16 protein-coding genes and 7 tRNA genes are annotated in these 19,643 nt (G+C 54.2%); 16 read left to right on the plus strand and 7 right to left on the minus strand.

Features of this window, described 5'->3' with window-relative positions; translation table 11 throughout:
- Positions 1-24: 24 nt before the first annotated feature.
- Positions 25-1,665, minus strand: coding sequence for a phosphoglucomutase (alpha-D-glucose-1,6-bisphosphate-dependent) (pgm, locus tag ACHH0Z_RS05290; RefSeq protein WP_045407788.1), 1,641 nt, complete (start codon positions 1,663-1,665; stop codon positions 25-27).
- 24 nt (positions 1,666-1,689) lie between these two features.
- Positions 1,690-2,238 (minus strand): replication initiation negative regulator SeqA, encoded by a 549-nt coding sequence (seqA, locus tag ACHH0Z_RS05295; RefSeq protein ID WP_008501070.1) that lies wholly within the window; start codon positions 2,236-2,238, stop codon positions 1,690-1,692.
- A gap of 183 nt (positions 2,239-2,421) precedes the next feature.
- Between seqA and ybfF the strand changes: the two genes are divergently transcribed.
- The 4 genes from ybfF (at position 2,422) to fur (ending at position 5,035) form a co-directional block, all read left to right on the plus strand.
- Positions 2,422-3,195, plus strand: coding sequence for an esterase (gene ybfF, locus ACHH0Z_RS05300; protein ID WP_045407790.1), 774 nt, complete (start codon positions 2,422-2,424; stop codon positions 3,193-3,195).
- Between the two features lie 128 nt (positions 3,196-3,323).
- Complete coding sequence (ybfE, locus tag ACHH0Z_RS05305) at positions 3,324-3,611, plus strand: LexA regulated protein (RefSeq protein WP_008501068.1); 288 nt, start codon at positions 3,324-3,326, stop codon at positions 3,609-3,611.
- Positions 3,612-3,766: 155 nt separating this feature from the next.
- Positions 3,767-4,297 (plus strand): flavodoxin FldA, encoded by a 531-nt coding sequence (gene fldA / locus ACHH0Z_RS05310; RefSeq protein ID WP_008501067.1) that lies wholly within the window; start codon positions 3,767-3,769, stop codon positions 4,295-4,297.
- A gap of 291 nt (positions 4,298-4,588) precedes the next feature.
- Entirely contained in the window at positions 4,589-5,035 is a 447-nt protein-coding gene (gene fur / locus ACHH0Z_RS05315; RefSeq protein WP_008501066.1) for a ferric iron uptake transcriptional regulator, read from the plus strand.
- A 91-nt stretch (positions 5,036-5,126) separates the two neighbouring features.
- On the opposite strand, the gene chiQ is transcribed toward fur, so the two are convergent.
- The 4 genes from chiQ to nagE all read right to left on the minus strand — a co-directional run bounded on the left by chiQ (position 5,127) and on the right by nagE (position 11,144).
- A complete protein-coding gene (chiQ, locus tag ACHH0Z_RS05320) occupies positions 5,127-5,453 on the minus strand; it encodes a ChiQ/YbfN family lipoprotein (RefSeq protein ID WP_025912725.1) in 327 nt (108 codons plus the stop codon).
- Positions 5,454-5,500: 47 nt separating this feature from the next.
- Positions 5,501-6,898: a chitoporin gene (chiP, locus tag ACHH0Z_RS05325; protein ID WP_023293022.1), complete on the minus strand. Its 1,398-nt coding sequence runs from the start codon at positions 6,896-6,898 to the stop codon at positions 5,501-5,503.
- Positions 6,899-7,344: 446 nt separating this feature from the next.
- On the minus strand, positions 7,345-9,012 hold the full coding sequence (glnS, locus tag ACHH0Z_RS05330) for a glutamine--tRNA ligase (RefSeq protein WP_021242997.1): 1,668 nt from the start codon (positions 9,010-9,012) through the stop codon (positions 7,345-7,347).
- A gap of 179 nt (positions 9,013-9,191) precedes the next feature.
- The gene (gene nagE, locus ACHH0Z_RS05335) at positions 9,192-11,144 is read right to left on the minus strand and encodes a PTS N-acetyl glucosamine transporter subunit IIABC (protein WP_032663960.1); all 1,953 of its coding nucleotides are present in this window, start codon (positions 11,142-11,144) and stop codon (positions 9,192-9,194) included.
- A gap of 326 nt (positions 11,145-11,470) precedes the next feature.
- Here nagE and nagB point away from each other — a divergent pair, with 326 nt between their 5' ends.
- From nagB to ACHH0Z_RS05395, 12 genes are all read left to right on the plus strand, one after another.
- On the plus strand, positions 11,471-12,271 hold the full coding sequence (gene nagB / locus ACHH0Z_RS05340; protein WP_008501061.1) for a glucosamine-6-phosphate deaminase: 801 nt from the start codon (positions 11,471-11,473) through the stop codon (positions 12,269-12,271).
- A 55-nt stretch (positions 12,272-12,326) separates the two neighbouring features.
- Positions 12,327-13,475 carry an N-acetylglucosamine-6-phosphate deacetylase gene (gene nagA, locus ACHH0Z_RS05345; protein ID WP_008501059.1) on the plus strand — a complete coding sequence of 383 codons (1,149 nt, stop codon included), beginning with the start codon at positions 12,327-12,329 and terminating at the stop codon, positions 13,473-13,475.
- Positions 13,476-13,483: 8 nt separating this feature from the next.
- Positions 13,484-14,704: an N-acetylglucosamine repressor gene (locus ACHH0Z_RS05350; RefSeq protein WP_021242995.1), complete on the plus strand. Its 1,221-nt coding sequence runs from the start codon at positions 13,484-13,486 to the stop codon at positions 14,702-14,704.
- A 46-nt stretch (positions 14,705-14,750) separates the two neighbouring features.
- Positions 14,751-15,503, plus strand: coding sequence for a ribonucleotide monophosphatase NagD (nagD, locus tag ACHH0Z_RS05355; protein WP_008501057.1), 753 nt, complete (start codon positions 14,751-14,753; stop codon positions 15,501-15,503).
- Positions 15,504-15,752: 249 nt separating this feature from the next.
- On the plus strand, positions 15,753-17,417 hold the full coding sequence (gene asnB / locus ACHH0Z_RS05360) for an asparagine synthase B (protein ID WP_021242994.1): 1,665 nt from the start codon (positions 15,753-15,755) through the stop codon (positions 17,415-17,417).
- A gap of 226 nt (positions 17,418-17,643) precedes the next feature.
- Positions 17,644-17,720 (plus strand) — tRNA-Met (locus ACHH0Z_RS05365).
- A gap of 9 nt (positions 17,721-17,729) precedes the next feature.
- Positions 17,730-17,814: transfer RNA gene (locus ACHH0Z_RS05370), tRNA-Leu, on the plus strand.
- 23 nt (positions 17,815-17,837) lie between these two features.
- A tRNA-Gln gene (locus ACHH0Z_RS05375) sits at positions 17,838-17,912 on the plus strand.
- 32 nt (positions 17,913-17,944) lie between these two features.
- Positions 17,945-18,019 (plus strand) — tRNA-Gln (locus tag ACHH0Z_RS05380).
- A 17-nt stretch (positions 18,020-18,036) separates the two neighbouring features.
- Positions 18,037-18,113: transfer RNA gene (locus ACHH0Z_RS05385), tRNA-Met, on the plus strand.
- A 42-nt stretch (positions 18,114-18,155) separates the two neighbouring features.
- A tRNA-Gln gene (locus ACHH0Z_RS05390) sits at positions 18,156-18,230 on the plus strand.
- Between the two features lie 36 nt (positions 18,231-18,266).
- A tRNA-Gln gene (locus ACHH0Z_RS05395) sits at positions 18,267-18,341 on the plus strand.
- A 105-nt stretch (positions 18,342-18,446) separates the two neighbouring features.
- Here ACHH0Z_RS05395 and ubiF read toward each other — a convergent pair.
- Complete coding sequence (gene ubiF / locus ACHH0Z_RS05400) at positions 18,447-19,622, minus strand: 3-demethoxyubiquinol 3-hydroxylase (RefSeq protein ID WP_045407793.1); 1,176 nt, start codon at positions 19,620-19,622, stop codon at positions 18,447-18,449.
- Positions 19,623-19,643 lie beyond the last annotated feature (21 nt).

A 19,643-nucleotide genomic window follows, 5' to 3' on the forward strand; every position in this document is an offset into this window, starting at 1 on the left:
TGCCGCCCGGCACACAAACCGCACTTACGCGTTTTTCAGCACTTCGCTGACAATCTCTACCGCTTCTTTCTCAATCTGCTGACGATGCTCAGCGCCGAGGAAGCTTTCGCAATAGATTTTATACGCATCTTCCGTACCGGATGGACGCGCAGCGAACCAGCCGTTTTCGGTCATCACTTTCAGACCACCAATAGACGCACCGTTACCCGGTGCCGCCGTCAGACGCGCGGTGATCGGATCGCCCGCCAGGGTGCTTGCACTGACCATCTCCGGAGAGAGTTTGGACAGGGCCGCTTTCTGGGCAGACGTTGCGCTGGCCTGAATACGGTTATAGCTTGGCGCACCAAAGCGTGCTGCCAGGTCGTTGTAATGTTCCTGCGGGTTTTTACCGGTGACCGCGGTGATTTCCGCCGCCAGCAGGCACATGATGATGCCGTCTTTATCGGTTGACCACGGCGTGCCGTCGAAGCGCAGGAAAGAGGCCCCCGCGCTCTCTTCACCACCGAAGCCAAAGCTGCCGTCGTGCAGACCGTCAACAAACCATTTGAAGCCCACAGGTACTTCCACCAGCTTGCGGCCCAGCGCCTCGACCACGCGGTCGATCATCGCGGAGGACACCAGCGTTTTACCGACAGCCACCTCTTTGCCCCACTGCGGACGGTGCTGGAACAGGTAGTTGATCGCAACAGCCAGATAGTGGTTCGGGTTCATCAGCCCGGCAGGAGTGACGATACCGTGACGGTCGTAATCCGGGTCGTTCGCAAACGCCAGATCGAATTTATCACGCAGCGCCAGCAGGCCCGCCATCGCGCACTCGGAGGAGCAGTCCATGCGGATCGCGCCGTCTTTGTCCAGGTGCATAAAGCGGAAGGTCTGATCGACGTGATCGTTTACGATGGTCAGATCCAGCTTGTAGTACTCGGCGATACGTTTCCAGTATTCAATACCGGAGCCGCCCAGCGGATCCACGCCCAGCTTCAGGCCGGCTTTCTGGATAGCCGCCATATCGACGATCTCCGCCAGCCCTTCCACGAACGGCTGAACCAGATCCTGCTCCGTCACGTGGCCGGACGCCATGGCCGCATCCAGAGAAATACGCTTCACGCCTTTCAGGCCGTCAGCCAGCAGGGCGTTCGCACGATCTTCCACCACTTTGGTGACGTTAGTGTCTGCCGGGCCACCGTTAGGCGGGTTGTATTTGATGCCGCCGTCTTCCGGCGGGTTGTGGGATGGCGTGATCACGATACCGTCAGCCAGCGCGCCACCTTTTTTGTTGTGCACCAGGATGGCGTTAGAGACCGCAGGCGTTGGGGTGAAGCCGTTGTTCTCCTGAACAATCACATCAACGCCGTTCGCAGTCAGAACTTCCAGCACGGAGATAAAGGCCGGTTCAGACAGCGCATGGGTATCTTTCCCCACGTAGCAAGGACCGGTAACGCCATTTTTAGCGCGCTCTTCCGCAATGGCCTGAGCAATGGCCAGAATGTGCGGTTCGTTAAAGCTGTGGCGCGCCGCGCTGCCGCGGTGACCAGATGTACCAAACTTCACTGCGTGTTCTGCGTTGCCCACGACCGGCTTCAGCACGTAATACTGCGCGGTCAGCTGAGCGACGTTAATCAAATCGCTTTGTTGTGCAGGTTGGCCTGCACGGCTGTGATTTGCCATTACCGGGTCCTTCTGATGCAAGGGTTAAATTGTACCGCAAACCTTCTCAATCAATTCCGCCGGGAACTGCATGGACTGCATGATATGTTCAATCATGCTGCACTTGCGGCCCGTATTGGTATTGGTGATCACCCAGTACGGGGTGCCAGGAACATGTTTGGGTTTGGTTTGATTGCCATTTTGCAGCAGCGTCTGCTCGTCGCCCGCGAAGTAGACGCGAGTACGACCGTGCAGCGACTCGGTCGCTTCAGCAAACGCTTTGTTATCCAGTGAATAAAGTGTAGACAGTACCAGCATAAAGCGGTTAACCGCCTTTTTTTGCTCCGCATATTCATCGGAGAGCAGCAGCTCGCGCATCGCGCGCACTTTATCTTTTGCCGGTGTCACGGCAGGTTTTGCTTGTGCAACAACGCTTGGCTGAGACACGACATCTTTGGTGACTGGGGTAGCAGGCTGTGAAGCGGCGGAAATTTTAAGCATGCGCCGTAAAATGTCGGACGCGCTCTCCCCGATATGCCGCGTCTGGCTGGCAATATACTGATAGAGTTCGTCATCAACTTCGATTGTTTTCATCTTAATCCAGTGCGATATCTTATCTGAATACAAGTCATTGGGATTATAAGGTCAAATCCCAACAGCGGATAGCGTCAAACCAGGTTGGCGGCAAAAGTCAGATTAAACTGGAACCTTGCAGCCGGGCGGCAGAATGGTCAACATGATACCCTAACCTGACATACGTAAAAAAAGAACTTTGCCATGAAATTGAATACCCGAGCGCAAACTGCACAATCGCCGAACAATAATTCTCCCATCGTACTGGTTCACGGGCTTTTTGGCAGCCTGGATAACCTGGGCGTGCTGGCGCGCGATCTGGTTACCGACCACGATATTCTTCAGGTCGATATGCGCAATCATGGTCTTTCCGGCCGTTCCGACGAGATGACCTACGCCGCGATGGCGCAGGATCTGCGGGATACGCTGGATGCCAACGACTTGCAAAAGGTGACCCTCATCGGGCATTCAATGGGCGGTAAAGCGGTGATGGCCCTGACGGCGCTGGCCCCGGAGCGTATTAACGGCCTGGTGGTGATTGATGTTGCGCCCGTGGATTACGACGTCCGCCGTCACGACGAAATTTTTGCCGCCATCAATGCGGTCACCGAAGCGGGTGTCGCGACGCGTCAGCAGGCGGCTGCCGTCATGCGTGAGCATCTTGATGAAGAAGGCGTCGTCCAGTTCCTGCTGAAGTCGTTTGTTGACGGGCAATGGCGTTTTAACGTGCCGGTGCTCTGGAACCAGTACAACAATATTGTGGGCTGGCAAACCGTACCCGCCTGGCCACACCCTACCCTCTTTATTCGCGGCGGCAATTCCCCTTACGTTACCGACGCGTACCGCGACGCCATACTGGCGCAATTCCCGCAGGCTCGTGCCCACGTCATTGCCGGAGCCGGACACTGGGTGCATGCGGAAAAACCTGACGCCGTGCTGCGCGCCATTCGCCGCTATCTTGCTGATACTGCAAATTGATTAAAAAGAGAGCGACTGGAAGGCTGCGGGCTTCCAGTCGTTGGCGCGCCGTTTTTGGTGATGTATGATGGCGCGCTTATCGCCCGGGCATTAGCAGGGCGGCGTGTTTCCCCCGAAGTCTCAGAATCATGGCCAAAGAACAAACGGACCGTACGACACTAGATCTGTTCGCGAATGAGCGTCGCCCGGGACGACCGAAGACGAATCCGCTTTCGCGCGATGAACAGCTGCGTATCAATAAACGCAATCAGCTTAAACGCGATAAAAATCGTGGGCTTAAGCGTGTCGAACTGAAGCTCAACGCCGACGCGGTCGATGCGCTTAACGAGCTGGCCGACGCGCGAAATATTAGCCGCAGCGAGCTCATTGAAGAGATGTTGATCGCCCAGCTTGAGATGCTGCGCAGCCAGGCATAAGTCTGAAAATTCCCTTAATTACCCTTTTCATGTAGCACAGAGTGCAGTCCTGCGCGATAGCTGTTTCCGCAGGGTTGCCAGTTCTGCTATTATTGCCCTTATCCGTGGCCGAATTGCGCCACCATACTATTAAGTTTCAAGAGGTTATTTTACTCATGGCAATCATCGGCATTTTCTTTGGCAGTGATACCGGCAATACCGAAAATATCGCGAAAAACATTCAAAAACAGCTCGGTAAAGACGTTGCTGATGTGCATGACATCGCCAAGAGCAGCAAAGAAGATCTCGAAGGCTATGACATTCTGCTGCTGGGTATTCCGACCTGGTACTACGGCGAAGCCCAGTGCGACTGGGATGATTTCTTCCCGACGCTGGAAGAAGTGGACTTCAACGGTAAGCTGGTTGCCCTGTTTGGCTGTGGCGACCAGGAAGACTACGCCGAGTACTTCTGTGACGCGCTGGGTACCATCCGCGACATCATTGAGCCGAATGGCGCTGTAATCGTCGGCCACTGGCCAACCGCCGGTTACCACTTCGAAGCGTCCAAAGGCCTGGCCGATGACGATCATTTCGTGGGTCTGGCCATCGACGAAGACCGTCAGCCAGAACTGACTGCAGAGCGCGTCGAGAAATGGGTTAAGCAGATCCGTGAAGAACTGCACCTGGACGATATTCTCAACGCCTGATTTTTATCGCGGCGCAACGGCGGTTGCGCCCGCGCACCAGGTCAAACCGATTAAATTAATTGCTACAATCTTTTAACTTTTTCGCCCAGACCTGTACAATGTCTCCCTGATAAAATGTGGTTTTCCACCGAGCAAGTTTGTTGGTGATACCCCATTTTTATAAGCATATTTTGCCTGAGACTTGCAGTTTTCATTTAGCCATGGCAGTTCTATAATGAGACGCATTATCCCGGGTGCATTTTCTGTCACTTCCTACAGAAGTGAATCGTTTAGCAACAGGACAGATTCCGCATGACTGACAACAATACCGCATTAAAGAAGGCTGGCCTGAAAGTTACGCTTCCTCGGTTAAAAATCCTCGAAGTGCTTCAGGGTCCAGACAATCACCATGTCAGTGCGGAAGACCTTTATAAACGTCTTATCGACATGGGTGAAGAGATTGGGCTGGCTACCGTCTATCGCGTGCTGAACCAGTTTGATGACGCGGGCATTGTCACCCGTCATAATTTCGAAGGTGGTAAATCTGTCTTCGAACTGACCCAGCAGCAGCACCACGATCACCTGATCTGCCTCGACTGTGGCAAGGTCATTGAATTTAGCGATGACTCTATCGAAGCGCGCCAGCGTGAAATCGCCGCGCGTCACGGCATCCGTCTGACCAACCACAGCCTGTACCTTTATGGTCACTGCGCTGAAGGCGATTGCCGCGAAAATGAACATGCGCATGACGCAAAATAAGTGAGTGTTCATACTCTGAGCCAGCCGTAAGGTTGGCTTTTTTTTGCCAGAAAAAAGCCCGGTGGTACTGTGCCACCGGGCGTAAAGCAACTTATTTATTGTTATTGCGTATCTCGTTCCAGATCTTATCGCAACGCTTCGCCACTTCCTGATCGTTACCGGTTTTACGTGCCTGGATACAGGCCTGGTAATCCATCACGCGGACATTCTCCTGCGTCGCGAACTGCTCGTGCGCTTTCTCTTTCTTCAGCACGTTCAGCACGCTCTGGCAGGCTTCAATTTTCTCCGGCGAACCTTCCGCTGTATTAATACAGGCGCTGTAGGCCTCCTTGAGGCGGGAGTCCTCTTTCGGTGCCTGAGTCTGGGCACACGCCACCAGCCCCGATGCCAACAGCGCGACGATTACGATTTTTTTCATCATTTGCAGTCTCCGGTCCGGCGGGATCTAACCCGCCGGACGATTCATCAGAAGATGGTGAACGGTGCGATAACCATGAATTTCACGTCACGTTCATCCTGGAAGATGTTGCCGTAACCGCCCGCGTAGCTCGGGATATCGGAGTGGTTGTCGTACTGGGTGAAGTGCAGTTTGAACATCGTGCCTTTCGCGCGGCCATCCTGCAGGGTATAGATAGCATCCAGGCTGTAGGAAGACTCTTTCAGGCGATAGTTTGGATCGTAGTAAGCATCCGGTGTTGCCATGTCGGCAGGTTTTGCATCCCAGGCGTAAGCGTAAGAAGCGCCCACGGCCCAGCCCGGCAGGTTCCAGTTTTTCAGGTCATACATCGCGCCGAAGAAGACTGCTTTCTCACCGTCGGCGTTGAAGTCGGAGCGGTTATCCCACCAGATATCAAGACGACCGTTGGAGGAAGCATAGGTCGGGGTCATACGCTGCAGGAAGTAGCCCTGCTGCCCTTCCGCTTTCACCCATGTGCCTTCCAGACGCAAATCAACCTGACCGACCTTGTAGCCGAAGGTTAACGCCTGCAGCCACGCGGTGCCGTCGTAGATATCATTGACGCCACCGTTACTGACTTTGTCGCGCGTACCGTAGAACTGGTAGCTGGTACTCAGCGGGCTACCCGCAATATCAAACTTATAGCTGGCCTTGGCAAAGTATTGATCGATATACCCTTGCGCCTGGCCGAATGCCGCTTCGAGAACCAGATCGTTTTTGAAGTCGTATTTCGCACCCAGCGAGTGGAGGTAATCGACTTTGGTTTTCTTATCGTTCTGGTAGAACTTGTCCATTTCAATGTGCCACGGTGCTTTGTACTCGTTGGTCCACATATAGGAGAAGCTCAGCGCACCTGCGTCACCGTAGTCAAAGTTAGCCCCGGCTTCTGCACCCTGATAGGTACCCGGCATAAAGCTCCAGTGTGGGGCTAACAGCGTCTGGCCGGTTGGCTGAATATAACCCCCACGCGCCCAGACCGGGCCGTATTTGAATTTCGCTGCGGCTTTGTAGAGGCTGATACCGCTCTTATCCCCGGACCAGTCTTCATCATAGGCTTTGTTGCTGGAGGAGAAGGCGATTTCGTTCGGGTGGCCGCTGTCGCCGTTTTCCGCCATTTCGATCGCGGTGAACGCGGCGATATCCAGACCGAACATATCCGCGGCGTAGCCTGACTGGAAGTCCAGGTTGGCGTTCCAGGTGGAGTGCGAGAGGTTGGTTTTGTATTTATCTTCAGTGACGTCTTTACGGTCACGCTCACGCTGCCAGTAATAAATACCGCCCGTGAGGGTAGAATCTTCGATGAAACCCGCTGCTTTTGCCTCTGGCGCAATCACCAGGCCCGACATTGCTGTCACACCGGCAATAGCCAGCGCCAGCGCACTACGTTTGCCACTGAACGTACGCATAGATTATTCCTCTTTGACGAATTAAAACGCCTGAAACGGCGTAAATAAAAAAGACCAAATGGTCAGGGGTAGTGTTAAATACCCTCGAATTAACTACCGTCTTTAGGTTATTTTTCGCGACGCGAATTATCAATGCTTTTCAGCGGGCAAAAGTCAGGATTATGACGAAGTGCACATAATTGGTAGTGCTTTGTAACATTTACAGGAAGGCGAGGAATGACGGGAAATTCTCAGCTATTTCAGTGTCCAGGCGTAAGATCGGTTTCCTTTTTTATAACCCTTTTGAATTTCGTAATGGCACAAACTTTTTTTTAAAAAATAAGTAGCACCTCATTGACCTGTTATTTTCATGACGCCACTTTAACCCCTGGCTTAATACTCTGATCGTTAAATAAAAAAACGCCGCATAATGCGGCGTTTGTTTCTCATTGACCAGAGCAGCAATATTATTCGCCGATCTTCGTCCAGGTATCACGCAGACCCACGGTACGGTTAAATACCGGTTTTTCCGCCGTGCTGTGACGGCTGTCCAGGCAGAAGTACCCTTCACGTTCGAACTGGAACGCTTTGCCTGCTTCAGCCGCTTTCAGAGAAGGCTCCGCATAACCCTGCTTGATCACCAAAGATTCCGGGTTAATGGTCGCCAGGAAGTCTTCCGCCGCACCTGGGTTAGGCACGCTGAACAGGCGATCGTACAGACGAATCTCTACCGGCAGCGCGTGGGATGCGCTCACCCAGTGGATAACGCCTTTCACCTTGCGGCCATCCGCCGGATCTTTACTCAGCGTCTCAGCGTCATAAGAACAGAAGATGGTGGTGATATTCCCTTCCGCATCTTTTTCAACGCGCTCGGCTTTGATGACGTAAGCATTACGCAGACGCACTTCTTTACCCAGCACCAGACGCTTGTACTGCTTGTTGGCTTCTTCACGGAAGTCAGCGCGGTCAATCCAGATCTCGCCGCTGAACGGCACGTCACGGCTTCCCATTTCCGGTTTGTTCGGATGGTTAGGCATGGAGACCAGCTCGCTCTCGCCCTGCGGATAGTTTTCGATAACCAGCTTCACCGGGTCGATAACGGCCATCGCGCGCGGGGCATTTTCATTGAGGTCTTCACGAATGCAGGATTCCAGAGACGCCATCTCAATGGTGTTGTCCTGCTTGGTCACGCCGATACGCTTGCAGAACTCACGGATTGACGCCGCGGTGTAGCCACGGCGGCGCAGCCCGGAGATGGTTGGCATACGCGGGTCGTCCCAGCCCTCAACGTGCTTGTCGGTGACCAGCAGGTTCAGCTTACGCTTGGACATCACGGTGTATTCCAGATTCAGACGAGAGAACTCGTACTGACGCGGATGCACAGGAATGGTGATGTTATCCAGCACCCAGTCGTACAGACGACGGTTGTCCTGGAACTCCAGCGTACACAGGGAGTGCGTAATGCCTTCCAGCGCATCGCTAATGCAGTGGGTGAAGTCGTACATCGGGTAGATGCACCACTTGTTGCCGGTCTGGTGGTGTTCCGCAAATTTAATGCGATACAGCACCGGGTCGCGCATCACGATGAACGGAGACGCCATATCGATTTTGGCACGCAGGCACGCTTTGCCCTCTTCGAAGCCACCGGCACGCATTTTTTCAAACAGCGCCAGGTTCTCTTCCACGCTGCGATCGCGGAACGGGCTGTTTTTACCCGGTGCGGTCAGCGTACCGCGGTACTCACGGATCTCATCTGCAGACAGTTCGTCTACATACGCCAGACCTTTGTTGATGAGCTCTACCGCGTAGGCATACAGCTGATCAAAATAGTCAGAGGAGTAGCAGATATCGCCAGACCAGTTGAAGCCCAGCCATTGCACGTCATTTTTGATGGACTCAACGTATTCGATGTCTTCTTTTACTGGGTTGGTGTCATCGAAACGCAGGTTGCACTGTCCCTGGTAGTCTTGCGCAATGCCAAAGTTCAGGCAGATGGACTTCGCATGCCCGATATGCAGGTAGCCATTCGGCTCCGGCGGGAAACGGGTATGAATTGTGGTGTGCTTACCACTGGCCAGATCTTCATCGATGATCTGACGAATAAAGTTACTCGGGCGGGCTTCTGCCTCACTCATCGTGGATTCCTCAAAGCGTAAACAACGTATAACGGCATATGATCTTATAAGCCGGACGTAGTGACAACCCTTAGTTACGGAAAATACGTATCAGATGAAAATAATGGGGGCATTTGCTGCAAAAAAAAGCGGCGGAGGATATCCCCCGCCGCTTAAGGCATGACTCTACTCAGGAGCGATTACTTGCCTTTAATCTCATACAGTGGGGTTTGACCCGCAACAACCTGACCTTTCGCCTGGATGACCAGACCGCTGAAGTCGTCAATGTTGCTGCAAACCACCGGGCTAATCATGGAACGCGCGTTGGCATTCAGGAAGTCCAGATCCATTTCCAGAATCGGCTGCCCGGCCACCACTTCAGCGCCCTCTTCCACCAGGCGAGTAAAGCCCTGACCATTCAGCGCAACGGTATCGATACCCATGTGGACAACGATCTCCGCGCCCTTTTCGGTTTCGAGGCAGAACGCGTGATTGGTGTTGAAGATTTTCACGATGGTACCGGCAGCAGGAGACACCACGGTTTTATCCGTTGGTTTCACCGCCACACCGTCACCGACCGCTTTGCTGGCGAACGCTTCATCAGGTACCTGCTCAAGGTCAACGACATCACCCGTTACCGGAGAGACCAGCGCGGCCACCGTCACGGCGTTAGGCACGGCCTGCGGCTTCGCTACCGGGGCAGCCGTCGACGCAGGTGCGCTGTCGGCTGATGCTGCCGCAACCGGACCGCGGGCAACCACTTTCTTCATTTCGTCACCGATGGATTCCGCTTTGGCACCCACGATAACCTGGATAGTTTGTTTGTTCAGTTTAACCACGCCCGATGCACCAAGGCGTTTACACATTGCGTCGCTGACGCGCGCAGAGTCACCTACCGTCAGACGCAGACGGGTGATACAGGCATCAATGGCTTTCAGGTTGTCAGTCCCCCCGACGGCAGCGATATAGCTGGTCGCCAGCTGGGTCAGACCCTCTTCGGTGTTGCTGTTGGCTTCGTTGGTGACCACTTCATCTTTGGTGTCTTCGCGGCCCGGCGTTTTGAGGTTAAACATACGAATAACCGCAGTGAACAGCACGAAGTAGATGACGAAGAAGACCAGACCCATTACCACCAGCATCCAGACGTTCTTGCTTGCCGCCGGCAGGTTGTACATCAACACGTAGTCGATCGCGCCTGCAGAGAAGGAGAAGCCAGCATGGATACCCAGCAGGGTCGCCACAAACAGGCTGATACCGGTCAGGACCGCATGCATGAGGTACAGCACCGGCGCCAGGAACATGAACAGGAATTCCAGCGGCTCGGTTACACCGGTCAGGAACGCGGTAATCGCAACGGACAGCAGCATGCCGCCAACCATTGGGCGACGCGCTTTTGGCGCAGCCAGGTACATTGCCAGCGCAGCGCCCGGCAGACCAAACATCATGATTGGGAAGAAGCCAGACATGAACATGCCTGCGGTGCCGTCACCCGCGTAGAAGCGGTTGATGTCGCCGTGGAATACGGTGCCCGCAGCATTGGTGAACTCACCAATCTGGAACCATGCGATAGTGTTCAGCACCTGATGCAGACCGGTTGGGATCAGCAGACGGTTGATAAAACCAAAGATACCTGAGCCAAGTGCACCCGCTGAAACAATCCACTCACCACCCGCATGGATCGCATGCTGTACCGGTGGCCAGACGTAGCCAAAGATAGCAGCCAGAACCAGACAGAAGAAACCTGTCGCGATCGGCACGAAACGTTTGCCGCCAAAGAAACTCAGGAAGTCTGGCAGCTTAATGTTTGCCCAGCGGTTGTACACAGCACCACCGACCAGACCGGTAATGATACCTGCCAGCACGCCCATGTTGATTTCTGGGTTAATGGTTACCATCGCTTTCGTCAGGATGAAATAACCGACTGCCCCTGCCAGCGCTGCGGCACCCGCGCTGTCTTTTGACCAGCTAGAGGCAACACCGATGGCGAAAATCAGCGCCAGGTTGTCAAAAATGGCACCGCCAGCCTGAGCAATAAACGGTACGTTAAGAAGATCGGGTTGCCCGAATCGCAGCAGCAGCGCTGCAACCGGTAGCACGGCGATAGGGAGCTGCAAAGCCCTACCGAGGCGCTGGAAAAAACCTAAAATATTCATCCTATTCCCCCTACGAGACCCATTTTCAGGCTCGCGCATAAACTATGTTTTTATTGTGTCACGAACGATAGATACCGTTGATAATTCACTGGCAGTCTGAGTGTGTGAAAAATTAATTCGTATCGCAAATTAAACACCTATTTTTTGTGATTTTTGTCACCAAATATCGTATTCAGCCCTCCCTTACACTGGCTAACAGTGAAAACTTATTTTATCATTCAAAAAATCAAGACGGATTGATCCGGCCTGAAAGTTTCCAGGTTACGCTTTAGTATCAGGTTCCGAAGCCATCCGCCCACTCTTCTACTTAAACTTTGAGGTGAACAATGAGACTGATTCCCCTGGCAACTGCAGAACAAGTTGGTAAATGGGCCGCTCGCCATATCGTAAACCGCATTAACGCGTTCAAACCGACCGCCGATCGTCCTTTCGTTCTGGGCCTTCCAACCGGCGGCACACCGCTGACCGCTTACAAGGCGCTGGTTGAGATGCATAAAGCAGGCCAGGTTAGCTTCAAACATGTTGTGACCTTCAATATGGATGAATACGTTGGCTTACCGAAAGACCACCCGGAAAGCTACCATAGCTTTATGCACCGCAATTTCTTTGATCACGTTGATATCCCAGCTGAAAATATTAACCTGCTGAATGGAAACGCGCCGGATATTGACGCAGAATGCCGTCAGTATGAAGAAAAAATCCGTTCCTACGGTAAAATCCACCTGTTCATGGGTGGTGTAGGTAATGATGGTCATATCGCGTTTAACGAACCGGCGTCCTCTCTGGCTTCCCGTACCCGTATTAAAACGCTGACCCATGACACGCGCGTGGCGAACTCCCGCTTCTTTGACGGTGACGTTAACCAGGTTCCAAAATACGCCCTGACCGTAGGCGTAGGCACCCTGCTGGATGCTGAAGAAGTGATGATTCTGGTGCTGGGCGGCGTGAAAGCGCAGGCGCTCCAGGCTGCTGTTGAAGGCAACGTTAACCATATGTGGACCATCAGCTGTCTGCAGCTGCATCCTAAATCCGTCATCGTCTGTGACGAACCGTCCACGATGGAGCTGAAGGTTAAAACGCTGAAATACTTCAACGAGTTAGAAGCCGAGAACATCAAAGGTCTGTAATTGAATAACCGCCTCTTTCTCAAGAGGCGGCCGCTTTTTTTAACCGGGGGTCGTTATGTACGCTTTAACCCACGGTCGGATTTATACCGGCCATGAAATTCTGGATGACCACGCGATTGTTATCGCGAATGGCCTGATTGAACGTGTTTGCCCGCTGGCAGAACTGCCGCCGGAGATTGAACAGCGCTCACTCAATGGAGCAGTAATCTCCCCCGGTTTCATCGACGTACAGCTCAACGGCTGCGGCGGTGTGCAATTCAATGATACCGCCGATGCGGTAACGGTCGAAACGCTGGAGATCATGCAGAAAGCAAACGAGAAATCGGGCTGCACCAGCTATCTGCCAACGCTCATCACCAGCAGTGATGACCTGATGAAGCAGGGTATCCGCGTGATGCGCGAATACCTGGCCAAACATCCGAATCAGGCGCTCGGTCTGCACCTGGAAGGGCCATGGCTGAACATGGTCAAGAAAGGAACGCATAACCCGGACTACGTGCGTAAACCTGATGCGGAGCTGGTTGACTACATGTGTGCCAACGCCGATGTGATCACCAAGGTGACGCTGGCACCGGAAATGACCGGCACGGACGTCATCAGCAAGCTGGCCGCCGCCGGAATTGTGGTTTCAGCGGGCCACTCAAATGCCACGCTGAAAGAAGCGAAAGCCGGTTTCCGTGCGGGCATTACCTTTGCGACGCACCTGTATAACGCCATGCCATACATCACAGGTCGTGAACCGGGTCTGGTTGGCGCGATTCTGGATGAGCCAGACGTTTACTGCGGCATTATCGCGGACGGCTTACACGTTGATTACACCAACATTCGCAACGCCAAGCGGCTGAAAGGTGACAAGCTCTGCCTGGTAACGGACGCTACCGCACCGGCAGGTGCAAATATTGAGCAGTTCATTTTTGCCGGTAAAACAATATACTACCGCAATGGACTGTGTGTGGATGAAAACGGTACGCTGAGCGGTTCCTCTTTGACCATGATTGAAGGGGTGCGTAACCTGGTTGAGCATTGCGGAATTGCGCTTGATGAAGTCCTGCGCATGGCCACCCTTTATCCTGCGCGCGCTATCGGCGTGGATAAACAGCTTGGCGGAATTGCACCAGGTATGGTTGCAAACCTGACGGCATTCACACACGATTATAAAATTATTAAGACCATCGTTAATGGTAACGAGGTCGTCACTGAGTAAGTAAAAGTATGACACCTGGCGGACAAGCTCAAATCGGTAATGTCGATCTCGTTAAACAGCTTAACAGCGCGGCGGTATATCGCCTGATTGACCAACACGGGCCAATCTCACGTATTCAGATAGCCGAACAAAGCCAGCTTGCTCCCGCCAGCGTGACAAAAATTACCCGCCAGCTCATTGAGCGCGGTTTGATCAAAGAAGTCGATCAGCAGGCCTCCACCGGGGGCCGCCGCGCTATCTCCATTATTACCGAAACCCGCAATTTTCAGGCAATTGGCGTCCGTCTGGGCCGTCATGACACCACGCTCACGCTGTACGATCTGAGCAGCAAAGCCATTGCGGAAGAGCACTATCCCCTTCCGGAACGCACCCAGGAGACGCTGGAGCATGCGCTGCTGAATACCATCGCGCAGTTTATTGAAAGCTGTCAGCGCAAGATCCGCGAACTCATCGCCATCTCGGTGATTCTGCCCGGTCTGGTCGACCCGGAAAGCGGCGTGATCCGCTATATGCCGCACATTCAGGTTGAAAACTGGGGGCTGGTCGACGCGCTGGAAAAGCGCTTTAAAGTGACCTGCTTTGTGGGCCATGACATTCGCTCTCTGGCGCTGGCAGAGCACTACTTTGGTGCGAGCCAGGACTGTGAAGACTCTATTCTGGTGCGCGTTCACCGCGGTACGGGCGCAGGCATTATCTCTAACGGCCGAATTTTTATTGGTCGCAACGGTAACGTCGGTGAGATCGGCCACATTCAGGTTGAACCGCTCGGGGAGCGCTGCCACTGCGGCAACTTTGGCTGCCTTGAAACCATTGCCGCCAACACCGCCATCGAGCAGCGCGTTCGCCATCTGCTTGAACAGGGTTACCAAAGCCGCGTGACGCTGGATGACTGCAAGATAGGCACCATCTGCAAAGCTGCTAATAAAGGCGACGCGCTGGCCTGTGAAGTGATCGAGCAGGTGGGGCGCCATCTGGGGAAAACCATCGCCATCGCCATTAACCTGTTTAACCCACAAAAAGTGGTGATCGCCGGTGAAATTGTGGAGGCGGAAAAGGTGCTGCTCCCCGCGATTGAAGGCTGTATTAACACCCAGGCGCTGAAAGCATTCCGCCAGAATCTTCCGGTGGTTCGTTCAAAGCTTGACCATCGTTCGGCGATTGGCGCGTTCGCGCTGGTCAAACGCGCCATGCTCAACGGAATTCTGCTGCAGCATTTGCTGGAAAGTTGATCGGACCTTATAGTAACGCCTTCTTTTTTTTAATGTCGGACTGTCCATGACCATTAAGAATGTAATTTGTGATATCGACGGCGTGCTGATGCACGACAACGTTGCCGTGCCGGGTGCTGCGGAGTTTCTTCACCGCATCATCGACAAGGGAATGCCTCTGGTTCTTCTCACGAACTACCCTTCTCAGACCGGTCAGGATCTGGCAAACCGCTTTGCCACGGCGGGGGTCGACGTCCCGGACAGCGTGTTTTATACCTCGGCGATGGCCACGGCGGATTTTCTGAAGCGTCAGGAAGGAAAAAAAGCCTATGTGGTCGGTGAAGGCGCGCTGATCCATGAGCTGTATAAAGCGGGCTTTACCATCACCGACGTCAACCCGGACTTTGTGATTGTAGGTGAAACGCGTTCCTACAACTGGGAGATGATGCATAAGGCATCCTTCTTTGTGGCTAACGGCGCGCGCTTTATTGCGACCAACCCGGATACCCACGGTCGCGGTTTTTATCCGGCCTGCGGCGCGCTGTGTGCCGGTATCGAGAAGATCTCCGGGCGCAAGCCGTTCTATGTCGGCAAGCCCAGCCCGTGGATCATTCGCGCCGCGCTCAACAAGATGCAGGCCCACTCTGAAGAGACCGTGATTGTCGGCGACAACCTGCGCACCGATATTCTGGCCGGTTTCCAGGCCGGTCTGGAGACGATTCTGGTGCTCTCTGGGGTCTCTCAGCTTGATGACATTGACTCAATGCCGTTCCGCCCAAGCTGGATTTATCCCTCCGTCGATGAAATTGACATCATCTGATACCGAACCACGCCTCAGGGCGTGGTTTTTTATTTTCTCACCTGCAAAACACGACCACATCTAACGAAAAAGCACTTTCATTGCATAATCTTCAATAAAAGTGGTCATGGCATACGCGTTTTTCACCGATCTGCAACCACCATTGCACTATTTCCGTTTTCGCCCGTAAAACGCTTGCGCGCCCTGCCCCTTTGCGGCATTTTCATAAGCAAGCAACATTACAAAGCAACAGGGTTAACGGAGAAGGTTATGTGTTCAATTTTTGGCGTACTGGATATTAAAACTGACGCGGGCGAACTGCGTAAAAAGGCACTCGAACTGTCCCGCCTGATGCGCCATCGCGGCCCGGACTGGTCAGGCGTTTACGCCAGTGACAAAGCAATTCTGGCTCACGAACGTCTGTCTATTGTTGACGTCAACGCCGGTGCACAGCCGCTGTATAACGAGAAAAAAACGCACGCGCTGGCTGTCAACGGTGAGATCTACAACCACCAGGCGCTGCGCGCCGAGTACGGCGACCGCTACGCGTTCCAGACCGGGTCCGACTGTGAAGTGATCCTGGCGCTGTATCAGGAGAAAGGTCCCGAGTTTCTGGACGACCTGCAGGGTATGTTTGCCTTCGCCCTGTACGACAGCGAAAAAGACGCCTACCTGATTGGCCGCGACCACATCGGTATTATCCCGCTGTACATGGGCCACGATGAACACGGCAACTTCTACGTTGCGTCTGAAATGAAAGCCCTGGTGCCGGTCTGCCGCACCATCAAAGAGTTCCCGGCAGGCAGTTACCTGTGGAGCAAAGACGGCGAGATCCGTCCGTACTACCAGCGCGACTGGTTCGACTACGACGCGGTAAAAGACAACGTGACGGACAAAGCCGAGCTGCGTCAGGCGCTGGAAGATTCCGTGAAAAGCCACCTGATGTCAGACGTACCTTACGGCGTGCTGCTCTCCGGCGGTCTGGACTCCTCCGTGATCTCTGCCATCACCAAGAAATTTGCGGCGCGTCGCGTGGAAGATCAGGAGCGCTCAGAAGCCTGGTGGCCACAGCTGCACTCCTTTGCCGTGGGCCTGGAAGGCGCGCCGGATCTGAAAGCCGCGCAGGAAGTGGCAAACCACCTCGGCACCGTGCACCATGAAATTCACTTCACCGTGCAGGAAGGCCTGGATGCGATCCGCGATGTGATCTATCACATTGAAACCTATGACGTAACGACAATTCGCGCCTCCACGCCGATGTACCTGATGTCGCGTAAGATCAAGGCGATGGGCATCAAAATGGTGCTCTCCGGTGAAGGTTCTGACGAAGTGTTTGGCGGCTACCTGTACTTCCACAAAGCGCCAAATGCCAAAGAGCTACACGAAGAGACCGTGCGTAAACTCCAGGCGCTGCATATGTTTGACTGCGCGCGTGCCAACAAAGCGATGTCGGCATGGGGTGTCGAAGCGCGTGTACCGTTCCTGGATAAGAAATTCCTCGACGTGGCGATGCGCATCAACCCGCAGGATAAAATGTGCGGCAACGGCAAGATGGAAAAACATATCCTGCGCGAATGTTTTGAATCCTACCTGCCGGCGAGCGTGGCATGGCGTCAGAAAGAGCAGTTCTCTGACGGCGTAGGCTACAGCTGGATCGACACCCTGAAAGAGGTGGCGGCGAAACAGGTTTCTGACCAACAGCTGGAAACCGCAAGCTTCCGCTTCCCGTACAACACGCCGGGCTCGAAAGAAGCGTACCTCTACCGTGAAATTTTTGAAGAACTGTTCCCGGTACCGAGCGCTGCAGAGTGTGTGCCGGGTGGTCCATCCGTCGCCTGCTCGTCTGCCAAAGCGATTGAATGGGATGAATCGTTCAAATCCATGAACGATCCGTCAGGACGTGCGGTAGGCGTTCACCAGTCAGCCTACAAATAATCACGCATTTCATCTCAGGCCCTGCGGGGCCTGATTTTTTTTGCCCCGCTTTTGCACAGCTAAAACCGATTAATAACCAATAATTGCCGAATAATCGGTCACGCTGTTCGCAACCTAACCAAACAGTCACATTCCGGCTATTTTCGTTGAAAAAGGTGTTGACGCTGCAAGGGTCTATACGCATAATGCGCCCCGCAACGCCGATAAGGTAACGCGAAAAAAAGATGGCTACGTAGCTCAGTTGGTTAGAGCACATCACTCATAATGATGGGGTCACAGGTTCGAATCCCGTCGTAGCCACCATCTTTTTTTGCGGGAGTGGCGAAATTGGTAGACGCACCAGATTTAGGTTCTGGCGCCGCAAGGTGTGCGAGTTCAAGTCTCGCCTCCCGCACCATTCCCGGGTAAGCGTTGCACGGATGGGGTATCGCCAAGCGGTAAGGCACCGGTTTTTGATACCGGCATTCCCTGGTTCGAATCCAGGTACCCCAGCCATATTTCTTCGATTTTGCGGTTCTCCGCGGTATTGGGGTATCGCCAAGCGGTAAGGCACCGGTTTTTGATACCGGCATTCCCTGGTTCGAATCCAGGTACCCCAGCCATCGAAGATTGCAGTACTGGCTACGTAGCTCAGTTGGTTAGAGCACATCACTCATAATGATGGGGTCACAGGTTCGAATCCCGTCGTAGCCACCAAATTGAGATTATCGATCGATTTCGGTAATGAGAAAAAATTGTTGGGGTATCGCCAAGCGGTAAGGCACCGGATTCTGATTCCGGCATTCCGAGGTTCGAATCCTCGTACCCCAGCCAATTTACAAAGTCGTTAAGCAGCTTGTTTAACGCAATTGGGGTGTCGCCAAGCGGTAAGGCTCTGGTTTCTGATACCAGCATTCCGGGGTTCGAATCCCTGCACCCCAGCCACTTAAAACAAACAAGCCCGCTCTGCGGGCTTTTTTGTTTTTGTACAGAATTGTGCGGCCTGATGCCCTCACCCTGGCCCTCTCCCACGGGGAGAGGGAAAAAAGTTTAGAGTCCGAGAGCGTACTTCAGGGCCTGACGCTTCAGGCCACCGGCACGTTCCGCGGCCATCAGGCCTATGTTACGCAGAATACGCACTGGCGCTACGTTATTGCTAAACCCGGCATAGAACAGATCCATCCCCGACTGCATGATGAAGTTATCCGCCATACGCCGCGTCTGATAACGCTTCAGCACCTGATGGCTGGCCCAGTTTTCCGCGTGTCCGCGGGCGTTGCCCAGCACATCCAGCAGGGCATCGACGTCACGATATCCCAGGTTCACGCCCTGCCCGGCCAGCGGATGAATGGTGTGTGCCGCATCCCCCACCAGCGCTAAGCCTGCGCGGGCATACTGCAACGCATGACGACGCGTGAGTGGGAACGCCCCGGCGGCGACCGGCGTGACGTGCCCCAGACGGCTCGGGAAGTGCAGCAGGATCTCGCGCTGCAGCTGTTCCATGTTCATCCCCTGCAGCTGACGAATGCGCGCCGGTTTGTCGTACCACACCAGCGACGCCCAGTTATCAAACAGCGGTAAAAAGGCATGCGGGCCGTTCGGCGTAAAGTGCTGCCAAGTGCTTTCGCCCGGCGCATTCTCACACTCGGCGGTAATCAGCATACAGGACTGTTCATACTGCCAGGCATGAACCCCGATCCCCGCCATCTGTCTGACCTGCGAGTTAGCGCCGTCCGCCCCGATGACCAGCTTCACGGCCAGCTCATCGCCATTGTCGAGCGTCAGTAGATAGCCACGCTCGTGAGGATGCAGCGCCTTAAGCGACGCAGGCACGCGCAGCGTCACCTTCGGATGCGCCTCCAGCGCCTGCCAGAGCGCCCGCTGGAGCACGTTGTTTTCCACCATATACCCCAGGCGCGGCAGCTTCAGCTCTGCGGCATCAAACGCGACGTGGGCATTTTCCCACTCCCAGGTTTCGAGGCGGCTGTAAGGGTGCGCGCGCATCGCCTGCACTGCCTCCCAGACGCCCAGCCCGCGCAGCAGATCGACGGATGCCGCGCTGATCGCAGAAATGCGCACGTCCGGTTTGCTGGTGGGATCGTAGGCTGGCGGAGCCGCCTGTTCGATTACCGTTACCTCAAATCCCTGCTGTGCCAGCCCCAGCGCCAGCGCGCCGCCGACCATACCGCCGCCGACAACGGCAACTTCGGTGTGTTGGAGTGTCATGGTCAATTTTCCTTATTGGAG

The organism is Enterobacter cloacae complex sp. 2024EL-00227 (genome assembly GCF_043945315.1).
GTDB lineage: Bacteria > Pseudomonadota > Gammaproteobacteria > Enterobacterales > Enterobacteriaceae > Enterobacter > Enterobacter roggenkampii.